Annotated in this window: 15 protein-coding genes; 1 reads left to right on the top strand and 14 read right to left on the bottom strand. The window is 62.6% G+C overall.

Annotated features, from left to right (window positions below):
• Positions 1-9 precede the first annotated feature (9 nt).
• From phnE to phnG, 10 genes are all read right to left on the bottom strand, one after another.
• Positions 10-972 carry a phosphonate ABC transporter, permease protein PhnE gene (gene phnE, locus DFR48_RS14145; protein WP_114363870.1) on the bottom strand — a complete coding sequence of 321 codons (963 nt, stop codon included), beginning with the start codon at positions 970-972 and terminating at the stop codon, positions 10-12.
• Positions 973-1,074: 102 nt separating this feature from the next.
• Positions 1,075-1,980, bottom strand: a complete 906-nt coding sequence (gene phnD / locus DFR48_RS14140) for a phosphonate ABC transporter substrate-binding protein (protein WP_114363780.1) — start codon at positions 1,978-1,980, stop codon at positions 1,075-1,077.
• 72 nt (positions 1,981-2,052) lie between these two features.
• Positions 2,053-2,910 carry a phosphonate ABC transporter ATP-binding protein gene (phnC, locus tag DFR48_RS14135; protein WP_114363779.1) on the bottom strand — a complete coding sequence of 286 codons (858 nt, stop codon included), beginning with the start codon at positions 2,908-2,910 and terminating at the stop codon, positions 2,053-2,055.
• A gap of 116 nt (positions 2,911-3,026) precedes the next feature.
• Complete coding sequence (locus DFR48_RS14130; protein WP_114363778.1) at positions 3,027-3,647, bottom strand: DapH/DapD/GlmU-related protein; 621 nt, start codon at positions 3,645-3,647, stop codon at positions 3,027-3,029.
• Positions 3,644-4,351 (bottom strand): phosphonate C-P lyase system protein PhnL, encoded by a 708-nt coding sequence (gene phnL, locus DFR48_RS14125; RefSeq protein WP_114363777.1) that lies wholly within the window; start codon positions 4,349-4,351, stop codon positions 3,644-3,646. The genes DFR48_RS14130 and phnL overlap by 4 nt, the downstream gene beginning before the upstream one ends.
• Positions 4,352-4,363: 12 nt before the next feature.
• A complete protein-coding gene (phnK, locus tag DFR48_RS14120) occupies positions 4,364-5,140 on the bottom strand; it encodes a phosphonate C-P lyase system protein PhnK (protein WP_114363776.1) in 777 nt (258 codons plus the stop codon).
• On the bottom strand, positions 5,137-6,027 hold the full coding sequence (locus DFR48_RS14115; protein WP_114363775.1) for an alpha-D-ribose 1-methylphosphonate 5-phosphate C-P-lyase PhnJ: 891 nt from the start codon (positions 6,025-6,027) through the stop codon (positions 5,137-5,139). Before DFR48_RS14115 ends, phnK begins: the two co-directional genes overlap by 4 nt.
• Positions 6,024-7,130, bottom strand: a complete 1,107-nt coding sequence (locus DFR48_RS14110) for a carbon-phosphorus lyase complex subunit (RefSeq protein WP_114363774.1) — start codon at positions 7,128-7,130, stop codon at positions 6,024-6,026. Before DFR48_RS14110 ends, DFR48_RS14115 begins: the two co-directional genes overlap by 4 nt.
• A gap of 3 nt (positions 7,131-7,133) precedes the next feature.
• Positions 7,134-7,742, bottom strand: coding sequence for a phosphonate C-P lyase system protein PhnH (phnH, locus tag DFR48_RS14105; RefSeq protein ID WP_114363773.1), 609 nt, complete (start codon positions 7,740-7,742; stop codon positions 7,134-7,136).
• Positions 7,742-8,215 (bottom strand): phosphonate C-P lyase system protein PhnG, encoded by a 474-nt coding sequence (gene phnG / locus DFR48_RS14100; RefSeq protein WP_114363772.1) that lies wholly within the window; start codon positions 8,213-8,215, stop codon positions 7,742-7,744. The genes phnH and phnG overlap by 1 nt, the downstream gene beginning before the upstream one ends.
• 83 nt (positions 8,216-8,298) lie before the next feature.
• On the opposite strand from phnG, the gene phnF reads away from it, so the two are divergent.
• Positions 8,299-9,036: a phosphonate metabolism transcriptional regulator PhnF gene (gene phnF / locus DFR48_RS14095; RefSeq protein ID WP_114363771.1), complete on the top strand. Its 738-nt coding sequence runs from the start codon at positions 8,299-8,301 to the stop codon at positions 9,034-9,036.
• A gap of 16 nt (positions 9,037-9,052) precedes the next feature.
• Here phnF and DFR48_RS14090 read toward each other — a convergent pair whose 3' ends face one another.
• The 4 genes from DFR48_RS14090 to DFR48_RS14075 all read right to left on the bottom strand — a co-directional run bounded on the left by DFR48_RS14090 (position 9,053) and on the right by DFR48_RS14075 (position 13,482).
• Positions 9,053-9,688 (bottom strand): 2,3-bisphosphoglycerate-dependent phosphoglycerate mutase, encoded by a 636-nt coding sequence (locus DFR48_RS14090; protein ID WP_114363770.1) that lies wholly within the window; start codon positions 9,686-9,688, stop codon positions 9,053-9,055.
• A gap of 24 nt (positions 9,689-9,712) precedes the next feature.
• A complete protein-coding gene (gene dapB, locus DFR48_RS14085) occupies positions 9,713-10,525 on the bottom strand; it encodes a 4-hydroxy-tetrahydrodipicolinate reductase (protein WP_425359256.1) in 813 nt (270 codons plus the stop codon).
• A gap of 25 nt (positions 10,526-10,550) precedes the next feature.
• Positions 10,551-12,344, bottom strand: coding sequence for an ABC transporter ATP-binding protein (locus tag DFR48_RS14080; RefSeq protein WP_114363768.1), 1,794 nt, complete (start codon positions 12,342-12,344; stop codon positions 10,551-10,553).
• Positions 12,345-12,459: 115 nt separating this feature from the next.
• On the bottom strand, positions 12,460-13,482 hold the full coding sequence (locus DFR48_RS14075; RefSeq protein WP_114363767.1) for a glucokinase: 1,023 nt from the start codon (positions 13,480-13,482) through the stop codon (positions 12,460-12,462).
• Positions 13,483-13,491 lie beyond the last annotated feature (9 nt).

The raw sequence follows: 13,491 nt of genomic DNA, 5'->3' as shown, positions 1-13,491 counted from the left end.
GGTTTGCTCCTATATCACTGCCTGGAAGGCCTGATCGCCGACGAGCCTGCGGCGCAGCCAGGCCGACAGCTGGTCGACTGCAATAATCGTCGCGAAGAGCAGGAGAACGATTGCCAGTGTCTTCGCCTCGTGACCGCGGCTGATCGAAAGACGCAGCTGTTCCCCGATGCCGCCGCCGCCGACGGCGCCGATGATCGTGGAGGCGCGCACGTTGATTTCGAAGCGCAGCAGGAAGTAGCTGACGAAGTTCGGCATGACCTGTGGCACCATGCCGAACCAGGCGCGTTCCAGCCACGATGCACCGACCGCCCTCAGCCCCTCGTCCGGTTTCATGTCCGCGTTCTCGATCACTTCGAAGAAGAGCTTGCCGAGCGCGCCGACCGTGTGGATCGAAACCGCGATGATCGCCGGAATCGGACCGAGCGAGAGGATAGCCAGGAAGAAGCCGGCGAGAACGATCTCGGGAAAGGCGCGCAGCAGTTCCATGAAACGGCGCACGGGAACGCGGGCCCAAGCATTGGGCGTCATGTTCTTTGCCGCAAGAAACGACAACAGGAAGCCGAAGCCGAACCCGATGATCGTCGACAGCAACGCGATATTCAGCGTTTCCGTCATCTTGTAGACGTACTCGGGTATGTAGAGGCTGTCGGTGACGTAGAAACGGCCTTCAGGATAGTCGTATTTGAGGCTCCCGTCGAAATAGGGGGAGGGCAGGTCGAGGAGTGCGCGCCAGACTTCGACGCCGTCGCGAGGCATCAGGTCGCCGACGAAATCGAAGAGATGCGGCAGCCGGTCGAAGAACTTGCCCGAATTGGTTTCGTTGGCAAACCAAAGTGAACCGGTAAGCGCCAGGGAAAGCACCGTTAGCGAGAGCATCGTGTAGAAACGACGGCCTCTGGCAAGATCTCGCCAATGGTTCTCGATGAGCGCGCCCTTCTCGCTGAGCGCGGGTTTGTAGGTGAAGGAACTCATGGCAGGCGGTCCGCTTTTGATCACGTCGTCGCGGCGGCGACGTGCATTCAACAAGAGCCGCCGGATGCCCACGCACCCGGCGGCCTTTTCGGCATCAGGATGTCAGCCGCCGATGGTTGCCTTGCGGGCGTCAATGATCGGCTTGTAGAAGTCGACATTGACCTCCGCATAGCCCTTGAATTCGCCGCCTTCGATTGCGGCGAAGCAGGCCGGATCGGACTCCGGAAGCTTGGCGAAGAAGTTCTTCACCTTCGCCTTCATGCCATCCTCCATGGAGGTGCGCACAACGATCGGAGCGTTCGGGATCAGCGGCGATTTCCAGAGCTCGACGAGATCGTCCATGTTCAGGATACCCTTGTCGACCATCTTGCGCAGGTTGCCGGAGGTGTACCCGTCCTTGAACTCGCCGACGCCCGAGCCGTAGGTCGTGCCGGCGTCGAAGGTGCCTTTCAGGACTTCGAGGACGAGATTTTCATGGCCGCCGCCGAACCCGGTCGAAGCGACGTATTCCTTGACCGGCGCGCCGAGGACCTCGGGCAAGGTAACGGAGGGAACGAGGTAGCCGGAGGTGGAGTCCGGATCAGCAAAACCGAGCTTCTTGCCCTTGATGTCTTCGACCTTGGTCATGCCCGAATCCTTGCGGGCGACCATGATCGAATAATAGCCCATCGAACCGTCGGTCTGAACCGTGGTGAAGATCGGCTCGACGGCGTCGGCATTCGCGAGGTACGTCTTTGCATAGCCGGAAGCGCCGAGTTCGGCGAAGTCGAGCGTCCCACCCAGCAGTCCCTGAATGACACCGTCATAGTCTGCCGCCGGGAACAGCGCGACCTTCTCAACGCCGATGGCAGCGGGCAACTTGTCGACGAGGCACTGGAAATTGCGCAGGCGGTCGGCTTCGTTTTCGCCACCGAGGATACCGATTCGGAATTCCTTGAGGTCTTCCGCAGCAGCTGCACCGGCCATGGCGACGAGCGCGACGGCGGCAAGAAGGGTCTTCTTCAACATGGGTCTCTCCTGTTTCTCCGGTACTCGGATAGGGTGGTGGAAGTAACTCTTGTGCGGACGATCTGGGACCGCTCAGGCATCGGCGGCGGCAAGGGGGCGAAATCCTGCAGCCGGCAGGACATCGGTCATCGCCTTCGGACGCTTGATCTCGATGCTCGTCGACGTCACGCCCTCGTCGACACCGCTGCCGTCCCGGTTCGAACCATAGATCTGCCGTATGGTGTCCGCCGTCAGAGCCTCCGGCCGGCCGTCGAAGACCACCGATCCGTGTGCCATGCCGACGATCCTGTCGCAGTACGTACGGGCCGTATCGAGCGTATGCAGGTTCGTGATGACCGTAATGCCTTCCCGGACATTGATGTCGCGCAACGCGTCCATGACGATCTTGGCGTTCAGGGGGTCCAGCGAGGCGATCGGTTCGTCGGCGAGCACCATCTTCGGTCTTTGCATCAAAGCTCGCGCTATCGCGACGCGCTGCTGCTGGCCGCCGGAAAGCGTGCCGGCCGGCTGCAGTGCCGTCTGCTCGATGCCGAGCCTTTCGAGGGCGGCAATCGCCATGATCCGTTCCTCGCGTGTGAAATAGTTGAGAATGCTCAGCGCGGTGGAACGGTGGTTCAGCCGACCGAGCAGAACGTTGGTCAGGACGTCCAGCCGAGGCACAAGGTTGAACTGCTGGAAGATCATCGCACAGTCGCGCTGCCAGTTGCGCAGTGTCCGCCCCCGCAGTGACGAGACTTCCGCGTCACCGAAGTGGATGGACCCGGAGGAGGGGTCGACGAGGCGGTTGATCATCCGCAGCAGCGTCGATTTGCCGGCGCCCGAGCGACCGATTACCCCCACCATCTGTCCCTGCGGGATATCGAGACTGACGGCATTGACCGCAACATTATCCCCGAAGCGGCGGGTGAGGTTCTTCAGCTCAAATCTCATCTTGGCGCTTCCGATCTTCTGTGCGTGTGATTGGTAAAGCCTGTATCGGACGGGGATGAAGTGCGGATGTCAGATTTGTGTAGGTATTGTAAAATCTGATATCCTTTTGAAGGAACTTACGATTTCCCGTATTTTGCGACGAAGGCAGCACCATCCAGCCGCCGGAAATCCTCAAGAGCGATGTGCAGCCGGTCATGGCTCCAGTCCCACCAGGCGAGCGCTTCCATTCTGGTGGCGACATCTGCCGGAAAGCGCTCGCGGATGAGCCGGGCGGGAACGCCGCCGACGATCGCGTAGGGAGCAACGGACTTGGAGACGACGGCTCCAGCACCGATCACGGCACCGTTTCCGACGTGAACACCCGGAAGGATCGTCGCCCCATGTCCGATCCATACGTCATGGCCAATCACGACACGGTTCTCGCGGCGCCATGCGAAGAAATCGTCGTCATTCTCCGCACCGTCGAAATAGGATGTCGCCCGGTAGGTGAAGTGATGCAGTGTCGCCCGCCACGTCGGGTGATTGGGTGCGTTGATGCGCACTGCCGCGGCGATGTTGACGAACTTTCCGATGGTAGTGCACCAGGCGGAACTATCCTGCATCATGTAGGAATAATCGCCGAGTTCCACCTCATCGAGGCGGCAGCGCTCGGCGATCTCGGTATAGCCTCCGAGTACCGAGTTCACGACATGTGCGGTCTCGTGAACAAGCGGATCGTGCCCGAGCTTCTTGCTCATGCGGCTGCCTTTCTCGGCGAGAACGCGGTCACGTCGAGAATGCGGTCGGCCACCTCCTCGCGCACCTCCTCGTCATGGAAGATCCCGAGCAGGGCGACGCCGTCCGCCTTCTTCTGGCGGATCATGTCCACCACCACTGCCCGGTTCGTGGCATCGAGCGAGGCCGTCGGTTCATCGAGAAGGAGGATGCGATGATCGGTGATGAAGCCGCGGGCGATGTTCACGCGCTGCTGCTCGCCGCCGGAGAAGGTCGCAGGCGGCAGTTGCCAGAGGTCCTGCGGCAGATTGAGCCGTTCCAGCAGTTCGCCGGCACGGATGCGCGCGGTATCCACCCCGGTGCCGCGAACGACCAGGGGTTCGGCGACGACGTCGATTGCGGCGACACGTGGGACGGTCCGCAAGAACTGGCTCACATAGCCCACCGTGGTGCGGCGGATGTCCATGATCATGCGCGGATCGGCGGTCGCTATGTCGACAATGTGACCGCGGTGCTGCACGAGCACCTGTCCGGCATCCACGGCATAGTTGCCATAGAGCATCTTGAGGATCGAGCTCTTGCCGATGCCTGAAGGGCCGCCGAGGACGACGCATTCGGCTTCGGCAATCGAGAAGGAGACGTTCGCGACGACCGGCAGGCGGATGCCGTCGCGCAGGTGCATGGTGAAGCTCTTCGAGACTTCGGAGACGACGAGGGGCGTTGCCATGGCGCTTTCCGTTCAGACTTGCAGGATCGAGGAGACGAGCAATTGCGTGTAGGGCTCGCGGGGGTCATCGAGCACACGATCAGTGAGGCCCTGTTCGATCACCATGCCATCCTTCATCACCATCATGCGGTGGGAGAGGAGCCTCGCGACCGCCAGGTCGTGCGTGACGACAATCGCCGAAAGGCCAAGATCGTTGACGAGGCCGCGGACGAGGTCGAGAAGGCGCGCCTGCACCGAGACATCGAGGCCGCCTGTCGGTTCGTCCATGAAGACGAGGCGTGGGGCGGTGACAAGATTGCGGGCGATCTGCAGGCGCTGACGCATCCCGCCGGAAAAGGCGCGCGGCTGGTCGTCTATGCGGTCGTTGCTGATCTCGACGCGCTCGAGCCACGAACCGGCGGTTTCGCGAATGTTGCCGTAGTGTCGATTGCCGATCGCCATCAGCCGCTCGCTGACGTTGGCTCCGGCAGACACAGTCATGCGCAACCCATCGGCTGGGTTCTGGTGGACGAAGCCCCAGTCCGTGCGCATGAGGAAGCGCCGCTCGGCTTCGCTCATGTGGTACAGGTCGCGATAGCTGCCGTCGCGTGTATGGTACTCCACGGTGCCGGTGGTCGGCATCAGCCGTGTCGAAAGGCAGTTGAGGAGGGTGGTCTTGCCTGAACCGGACTCCCCGACGATTGCCAACACTTCCCCGGGCCAGAGGTCGAAGGCCACGTTGCTGCAACCGATCCGGTTGCCGTAGAATTTCGAGACGTCGCGGACTTTCAGGAGCGGTGTATCGGTCATTCCGCGGCCTCCTTCTGCGTGGCGAGCAAGCGTCCGACATGACCCTGTTCACGCCGTTCCTCGCAGTGATCGGTGTCCGAGCAAACGAACATGCGCCCGCCCCGGTCGTCGAGCACCACCTCATCGAGATAGACGCCTTCTGCGCCACAGAGTGCGCACGGCTGATGGAATTTCTGGATCTCGAATGGGTGATCCTCGAAGTCGAGACTCACCACCTCGGTGTAAGGCGGTACTGCATAGATGCGCTTTTCGCGTCCGGCGCCGAAGAGCTGGAGGGCGTCCGACATGTGCATCTTCGGATTGTCGAACTTGGGCGTCGGGGAGGGATCCATGACGTAGCGGCCGTTGACCTTCACCGGGTAGGCGTAGGTCGTCGCGATATGGCCGTTCCTGGCGATGTCTTCGTAGAGTTTCACGTGCATGAGCCCGTATTCCTCAAGCGCATGCATCTTGCGGGTCTCGGTCTCGCGCGGTTCGAGGAAGCGCAACGGTTCCGGGATCGGCACCTGGTAGACGAGCACCTGGTTCTCGTTGAGCGGCTTTTCCGGGATGCGGTGGCGTGTCTGGATAATGGTCGCCTCGTGCGTATGCGTGGTGACCGCGACATTGGCGACCTTCTGGAAGAAGGCACGAATCGACACTGCATTGGTGGTGTCGTCGGCGCCCTGGTCGATTACCTTGAGCACGTCGTTTGCGCCGATGATCGAGGCCGTGACCTGCACGCCCCCAGTCCCCCAACCGTAGGGCATCGGCATTTCACGCGACGCAAACGGGACCTGGTAGCCGGGGATCGCGATCGCCTTCAGGATCGCCCGCCGGATCATCCGCTTCGTCTGTTCGTCGAGATACGCGAAATTGTATTGGGCGAGCTCTGGAACGGCGCTCATTCCGCAGCCTCCTTGTCGGTGAAACGATTGGACCGGCCGGCCTCGTATTCTGCCCGCATGCGACGCACGAGTTCGAGTTCGGCCTGGAAGTCGACATAGTGCGGCAGCTTCAGATGTTCGACGAAGCCGGTCGCCTGGACGTTGTCGGAGTGTGAGATCACGAATTCCTCGTCCTGTGCCGGGGCGACGATGTCTTCGCCGAATTCGTCCGCGCGCAGGGCGCGGTCGACGAGAGACATGGCCATCGCCTTGCGTTCGCTGTGGCCGAACACGAGTCCGTATCCGCGTGTGAACTGCGGCGGTGCTTTCGCCGATCCCTTGAACTGGTTGATCATTTGACACTCGGTCACTTGAATGCGTCCGAGCGAGACGGCAAAGCCGAGCTCGGGAATGTCGATCTCCACCTCGACTTCGCCGATGCGAATCTCGCCGGCGAAGGGATGAGTCCGGCCGTAGCCACGCTGGGTGGAATAGCCGAGGGCAAGCAGGAAACCCTCGTCGCCACGGGCAAGTGCCTGAAGGCGCAGGTCACGCGGCATCGGAAAATCGATCGGCTCGCGGGTGATGTCGCCCGTCACGTGGTCCTCGGGCATGTCGCCGTCGGGCTCGACCAGCCCTTCTTCCGCCAGGATCTCCGAGACCCGCATTATTCTTTCGGACTCGCTTTCCTTGAGGGCCGGCTCTTCAACCGCCTCATCCCCCATCAGATCCGGATCGAGAAGGCGATGCGTGTAATCGAACGTCGGGCCCAGGAGTTGCCCGCCCGGAAGATCCTTGTACGTCGCAGAGATGCGGCGCTCGATCTTCATGTCCGCAGTGTCTATGGCAACCGAGTAGCCGTAGCGGGGCAACGTCGTGCGATAGGCGCGCAGAAGGAAGATCGCTTCGATGAGATCACCGCGCGATTGCTTGATGGCGAGCGCAGCGAGCGCGCGGTCGTAGAGCGAGGCTTCCGCCATGACACGATCGACGGCAAGGCCAAGCTGCTCGCTGATCTGGTCGATCGTGACCGACGGAAGGTCGCGGGTTCCGCGACGCCGGTCTGCCAGCAGGCGATGGGCATTCGCGATCGCGGTTTCTCCACCTTTGACGGCGACATACATTCGTCAGATCTCCCCGGTGCTGATGTTGCAGGTTCTCGGCAGGCAGAGAAACTGTCGCCCGGCCGTCAGGACGACATCGATCCCGCGCGGAAAGAGCGCTCGGTTGTCGGCCCATTGCCGGAGAAACATGTCTGGAAGGCCGACGGGTGCGATCTCCACGCTCTCGCGGATACCCGGCCCCGTCAGGGTAAGCCGAGGGCCTCTCTCGAGACCGGCGATTTCGATAATCACAGTCGTCGACCGGTCCGGATATTCCTGGCTGCCGAGCGCAAAGAGGCCGAAGGATGCGACAGGCGAGCCTGCCCCGAAGAAGGCGAAGCGTGCTTCCGATTTCTCGCGCGTTACCGGTGCACCCGTGTGAAAGCCGATCCACTCGGCGATCAGCGATTTCGCCATACTGGCGGAAAGCCAGACGGGCGTGTCGTTGTCGCAGAGTGCGAGCGCTATGGCGCCCGCCGCCGAACCCAAGGGGGCGGGTGGCTCGACGGGCGGAACGATGGTCTTTGTCGTTCCCGGCCTGGCCATGCCATCCATCAACATGCGAAACGTGCTTTGCGCATCGTGGACCGGGTCGATGTAGCCACCGGTCAGCGCTTCTGTTCTGAGAGTCATCAGTCCTCTCCTCTCACCATCGTGAAGAAATCGACGCGCGTGGCCGCGGTTTCCTCGGTCTTGCGCCGGTCTTCCGCAGCGATGCGGGCGGCGATCGGCGACAGCAGGTGCGCCTCCACGAAGTCACGCGTATCGGCCTGTTGCCAGAGGGCGTCGAAGATGGCCGCAAGTCTCGCCTTTTCGCGATCGGTGCCGAGCGAATGGCCGAAGCCGACGATGCCGTTTGCCAATCGTACCGTCGCACGGCTGACCGTCGCCTCTCCGAGGTTAAAGGGCGAGCCGCCGCCGCCGATGCGGCCCCGAACCATGACAAGTCCGGTCTCCGGTCCCCGCAGCATCTGGACGCTCGGTTGCAGCGAAAGCGCCGCCCAGGCGGCAGTCAGTTCTGCGCGGCTTGCACGGCTGAGCAGGTCGATTGCATGCTTGCGATCGCCACTTGCCTCGCCCCCTACACTTTGTTTGTTGACATCCATTGTCAGGCTCCAAAATGTCTATTAATATAGACAACCATACAACTGAGATTATGGATATCCAACGAGCGTGACAAGCGTGTGACATGACGGATTTGAAACGAGTGGAAAGACAGGCGGGCGTCGCGCTCTGGCGTCAGATTGCCGACAGAATTCGAGAGGCCATTTCGCGGGGAGAATTCGACGAAACCGGCATGGTGCCGCCGGAGATGGTGCTTGCCGGCCAGTTCGGCGTCAATCGCCATACGGTGCGCAGCGCCCTTGCATCGCTGGCGCAGGAGGGCATCGTGCAGGCGGTGCAGGGGCGCGGAACCCTGATCGTTCGCAAGGAACGTTTCAATTTTCCGATCTCGCGTAGGACTCGGTTCACGGAGGGTATAGGCGATCAGGCGCGCGATCTGCAGGGATTACTGCTGTCGTCGGAAATAGAGCCGGCTGACCCGGAGGTTGCCCGTTGGCTCGCGCTCGAGGCGGGGACGCCGGTTATCCGGCTGGAGGCGCTGCGCAAAGCCGACGGCCGCGCAGTATCGCGCTCGACCGCCTGGTTTCCCGCCGAGCGCTTCAAGGGTATCGGCGAGGTCTTCGCCCGCAGCGGTTCGATCACGGAAGCACTCGCGGCGCTGGGGCTGGGCGACTATTTGCGCTCCGTTACCGAGATTTCCGCGACCCATGCCGAAGCCGCCGACATTGCGGCTCTCGAGCTCACGCCGGGAGCGATCCTGCTTGTGACGAGGGCCGTCAATACGGATCTTTCGGGAGTCCCGATACAGTACGCGGTCACCCGGTTTCCGGCTGACCGTGTCCAGTTCACGATCGCAACTTGACCGGCGAAGCGGCGCCTCAGTGGGCGCCGGACATGTCGCCGAGCACTTCCTTGCTGGCGACGGTCGAGTCCGGATTGAGCTTGTAGACCATCGGCACGCCGGTCGCCAAGTTGAGCTTGAGGATCTGCTCTTTGGAGAGACGGTCGAGGACCATGACGAGCGCACGCAACGAGTTGCCGTGGGCTGCGACCAGGACTTTTCCGCCGCGCAGCACGCGCGGAAGGATGTCGGTCATGTAGTAAGGCCAGACGCGGGCGCCGGTGTCGCGAAGGCTCTCGCCGCCCGGAGGCGGCACGTCGTAGGACCGTCGCCAGACATGGACCTGTTCCTCGCCCCACTTAGCGCGGGCGTCGTCCTTGTTGAGACCTGAGAGGTCGCCGTAGTCGCGTTCGTTCAGCGCTTCGTCCCGAATGGTCTCGAGGCTGGGCTGGCCGATCTTGTTCAGGATGATTTCGCAAGTCTTCTGCGCCCGCGACAATGCGGAGGTGAACGCGATGTCGAACTTGATCCCGTAATCGGCGAGAGCCTGCCCCCCGGCTTCAGCCTCCTGGACGCCGAGTTCGGTCAGCCCCGGATCGCGCCAGCCGGTGAACAGGTTCTTGAGATTCCATTCGCTCTGGCCGTGACGAACCAGCACGAGAGTACCGCTCATGGGAAAATCCTCCGCAGGAAATATCTAGATGGACGAAGAAAGCCCGAGAACATCGAGCATGGAATAGAGGCCGGGCTTCTTGTCACGCGCCCAGAGCGCCGCCCTCAGCGCACCGCGCGCGAAAAGTGAACGATCGCCGGCGCTGTGGGAGAGCGTTATCGTCTCGCCCTCGCCGGCGAAGAGCACGGAGTGCTCGCCGATCACCGAGCCGCCCCGCAGTGTCGCAAAGCCGATGCTGCCATCCTCGCGCGGCCCCGTATGGCCATCGCGCACACGGACGGAATGAGTTGCAAGGTCTATACCGCGCCCTTCGGCGGCCGCCCGTCCGAGCAGAAGCGCCGTCCCGGACGGCGCGTCTACCTTGCGCTTGTGATGCATTTCCAGCACCTCGATATCCCAGCCCGCCGCGTCGAGCGCCTGTGCTGCCTGTTTCACCAGGACGGAGAGCAGATTGACCCCGAGGCTCATGTTCCCGGACTTGACGATGCGTGCGTGGCGCGCTGCCGCCGCGATTTTCGCATCGTCCTCCGCCGTGCAGCCGGTCGTGCCGACGACATGGACGATCCGCGCTTGCGCGGCGAGGCCGGCATATTCGACGCTGGCCGCTGGCGACGTGAAATCGATCACGCCATCGGCATGGACGAAGGCGGCGAGTGGATCGTCGCTCACCGGGACTCCGATGGACCCGAGCCCGGCCAGTTCCCCGGCGTCCTTGCCGATCGCCGGCGAGCCGGGACGCTCGACGGCGGCGTGAAGCACGGCACCTTCCGTCTCCTGGATGAGGCGCAGCACCGTCTGGCCCATGCGGCCACCGGCTCCGACGACGACGAGTTTCATGGCAGCACTCATGGGTGGTCCGACCTCAGAAGAATTCGTTGTTGCTGCTGCCCGGCTGCAGCTGGTTCAGCCGAGCGTAGAGCCCGTTGGGACGCTGTGCAAGCGACTGGTGGGTCCCTTCCTCGGCGATCGTCCCGCCCTGCATTACGATGATCTTGTCAGCCTTGATGATCGTCGAAAGCCGGTGGGCGATGACGATGACCGTGCGTCCGGTCATTGCCTCGTCCAGAGCCTTCTGGACGGCCGCTTCCGATTCTGTGTCGAGCGCCGATGTTGCCTCGTCGAGCAGCAGGATCGGTGCGTTGCGAACCAGCGCGCGGGCGATCGACAGCCGCTGTCGCTGACCGCCGGAAAGTGTGACGCCGTTTTCCCCGACAGGGGTGTCGTAACCCATTGGCTGAGCCATGATGAAGTCGTGGGCGTAGGCGAGGCGGGCGGCTTCCTCGATCTCCGCATCCGTCGCTTCAGGCCGGCCGTAGCGGATGTTGTCGCGGATCGTCCCTTCGAAGAGATAGGGCTGCTGCGATACGTAGGCGATGTGCCCGCGCAGCGATGCCTTGGTCACCGAAGCGATGTTCTGGCCGTCGATCAGAATCTCACCCTCTGCGGGATCGTAGAACCGCGGAACGAGCGTAATGACGGTCGACTTGCCCGCACCGGACGGGCCGACGAGCGCCGTCGTCCTTCCGCCTTCGGCGACGAAGTTGATGCCCTTCAGCACCGGCTCGTTGTTGCCGTAGGCGAACTTGACGTTACGAAATTCGATACGTGCCTCGCCGACCTTGAGTTCGGTTGCGTCCCGCTTGTCGCGTTGCGGGCTCTCCATGTCGAGGATTTCGTAGATCATCCGAGCATTGACGACGGCGCGCTCCATCTGCACCTGCAGCTTGGCGAGCCGCTTCGCCGGTTCGTAGGCCATCAGCAGCGCCGCGATGAAGGAGAAGAAGGCGCCGGGCAGCACGCCGCCATAGATCGAGCGGAACGCCGCATAGGCAAGTACGCTGGAAATGGCGACCCCCGCAAAGGTTTCCGTGAGCGGTGACGTTCGTTCGCTGAGCCGGGCGATGCGGTTCGCGCGGCGCTCGGCCGCGGCGATCGTGCCCTGGACCTTGCGGTCCAGCTCTTCTTCCATCGTGAAGGCCTTGACGATCGCGATGCCCTGGATCGTCTCCTGCATGGCGCCCAGCACGTGGCTGTTGAAGATGATCGACTCGCGCGTCGCCGCGCGCAGCCGCTTGGAGAGGTAGCGCAGCGCGTAGAGCAGGGGGGGCGCCACGACGAAGACGATCAATGTCAGCAGCCAGTCCTTGGCGAACATGACGCCGATCAGCGCAATCAGGGTGAGCAGGTCGCGCGCAGTCGACGTGACCGTAAGATTGAGGACATCACGGATGCCGTTGATGTTCTGGCTGATCTGCGCCGCAAGATGAGCCGAGCGGGACTCGCTAAAAAAGCCGAGTGACAGGGTCATCAGGTGCGAAAAAAGACGCCGCTGATAGCGGGCAACGATGTTGTTGCCGATCTTTGAAAGAGTGACCGCCTGCCCATAGCTTGCGAGGCCGCGCAGCATGAAGGCGCCGAGAATGGCGCCGCAGATGAGCCAGACGATGTCCGCTCTCTGGTTGGCGAACGCTTCGTTCACCACCGTCTCCATGATCCATGCGGTGAACGCGGTCGTGAGCGCCACTACCGCAAGGCAGAGGACGGCGAAGATGTAGCCCTTGACGTGATCGCGGCCGTTCTCGGCGATGATACGCTTCAGAACGGTTGTGATGCTGCTCGAGCTGACGGGCGTCTTGTGTGTCCTGCTGGCTTCCAAATAAAGGCATTCCCCGTGGAACTGCGCGTCCGGACCCGCGGACGCTGTGGCCTAGGCGCTCTATAGCCAGTCGCAACCCCGTTGGCCACAAAAAAGCGGACGCCCGCTTTGATCGTCAGCGGCGCCAGCGCCTGCCGTCGGTCGCCAAGCCGAAATTTGCAGGCGTGCGTGCGAAATTTGCGAGGCCTGACAGCGCGGCGAGCGGGTGAGTGACGACGAAGGTCGGGATCGTGCGCATCAGCCCGGTGTGCGGGGCCTTGTCTTCGAAGGCGGTGCGGAATTCCGGACGTTTGAGCGCCGGCAGTATTTTCTGGGGAATGCCACCGGCAAGGAACACGCCGCCCCGGGCCATGAAGATGAGGGCGAGATCCCCGGCAAGCCGACCCAGGTAAGTGACGAAGAGCGAGAGGGTCTCGGCAGCCTGTACGTCGCTGCCGGCCAGTCCGTGTGTCGAGACGTCGGCCGGGTCTGTCCATCGCGGCTTCACGCCATCGGCCGCACAGATCGCGTCATAGATGTTGACGACGCCACGACCGCAGAGGAGCATCTCTCCTGAGATGCGACCGTCGATCCGCGCCAGGTGCGGGAATATCTGGAAATCGCGGTCGCTGCGCGGGCCCACGTCCACGTGCCCACCTTCACCCGGGATCGGAAACCAGGTGTGCTGCGCATGCAGCAGTCCGGCCACGCCGAGACCCGTGCCGGGCCCCAGCACGACACGCGAGGCGATAGGACTTGCGGAGAGCGGGCCGATCGGCTCGCGATTCTCGTCGGAGAGTGAAGCGACGGCGAGCGCCTGCGCTTCGAAGTCGTTGACGATCAGCACGTCCTCGAACCCCATCTCTTCGATCATCGTCCTCGGACGGACGACCCAGTCGCAATTGGTCAGCGGGATCTCGTCGTCATTGATCGGGCCGGCGATCGCGAGGATCGCTGAGCGCGGCTGGATCGAGGTCCTGTCGAGCACGCCTTGCTGGATCGCTTCTTCGATCGTCGGGAAGGCGGCCGTGTGGACGATCGGAAACTGCCGAGGTTCGGCATAGGTGTCGATGAGGATCGAAAAGCGCGCATTGGTCCCCCCGATGTCGCCGATCAGGATGGGGAAAGTAAGCTGCTCGTTTTCGATGATCTTGGGCATAGGCCGGCT

It is taken from the genome of Ciceribacter lividus (assembly GCF_003337715.1).
Lineage (GTDB): Bacteria > Pseudomonadota > Alphaproteobacteria > Rhizobiales > Rhizobiaceae > Allorhizobium > Allorhizobium lividum.
The sequence above is the reverse complement of the archived record's forward strand: the minus strand, read 5'-3'. Positions and strand labels throughout refer to the sequence as shown.

Coding starts and splice junctions, on each gene's coding strand:
- phnE (WP_114363870.1), bottom strand. CDS start 972: ATGAGTTCCTTCACCTACAAACCCGCGCTCAGCGAGAAGGGCGCGCTC.
- phnD (WP_114363780.1), bottom strand. CDS start 1,980: ATGTTGAAGAAGACCCTTCTTGCCGCCGTCGCGCTCGTCGCCATGGCC.
- phnC (WP_114363779.1), bottom strand. CDS start 2,910: ATGAGATTTGAGCTGAAGAACCTCACCCGCCGCTTCGGGGATAATGTT.
- DFR48_RS14130 (WP_114363778.1), bottom strand. CDS start 3,647: ATGAGCAAGAAGCTCGGGCACGATCCGCTTGTTCACGAGACCGCACAT.
- phnL (WP_114363777.1), bottom strand. CDS start 4,351: ATGGCAACGCCCCTCGTCGTCTCCGAAGTCTCGAAGAGCTTCACCATG.
- phnK (WP_114363776.1), bottom strand. CDS start 5,140: ATGACCGATACACCGCTCCTGAAAGTCCGCGACGTCTCGAAATTCTAC.
- DFR48_RS14115 (WP_114363775.1), bottom strand. CDS start 6,027: ATGAGCGCCGTTCCAGAGCTCGCCCAATACAATTTCGCGTATCTCGAC.
- DFR48_RS14110 (WP_114363774.1), bottom strand. CDS start 7,130: ATGTATGTCGCCGTCAAAGGTGGAGAAACCGCGATCGCGAATGCCCAT.
- phnH (WP_114363773.1), bottom strand. CDS start 7,742: ATGACTCTCAGAACAGAAGCGCTGACCGGTGGCTACATCGACCCGGTC.
- phnG (WP_114363772.1), bottom strand. CDS start 8,215: ATGGATGTCAACAAACAAAGTGTAGGGGGCGAGGCAAGTGGCGATCGC.
- phnF (WP_114363771.1), top strand. CDS start 8,299: ATGACGGATTTGAAACGAGTGGAAAGACAGGCGGGCGTCGCGCTCTGG.
- DFR48_RS14090 (WP_114363770.1), bottom strand. CDS start 9,688: ATGAGCGGTACTCTCGTGCTGGTTCGTCACGGCCAGAGCGAATGGAAT.
- dapB (WP_425359256.1), bottom strand. CDS start 10,525: ATGAAACTCGTCGTCGTCGGAGCCGGTGGCCGCATGGGCCAGACGGTG.
- DFR48_RS14075 (WP_114363767.1), bottom strand. CDS start 13,482: ATGCCCAAGATCATCGAAAACGAGCAGCTTACTTTCCCCATCCTGATC.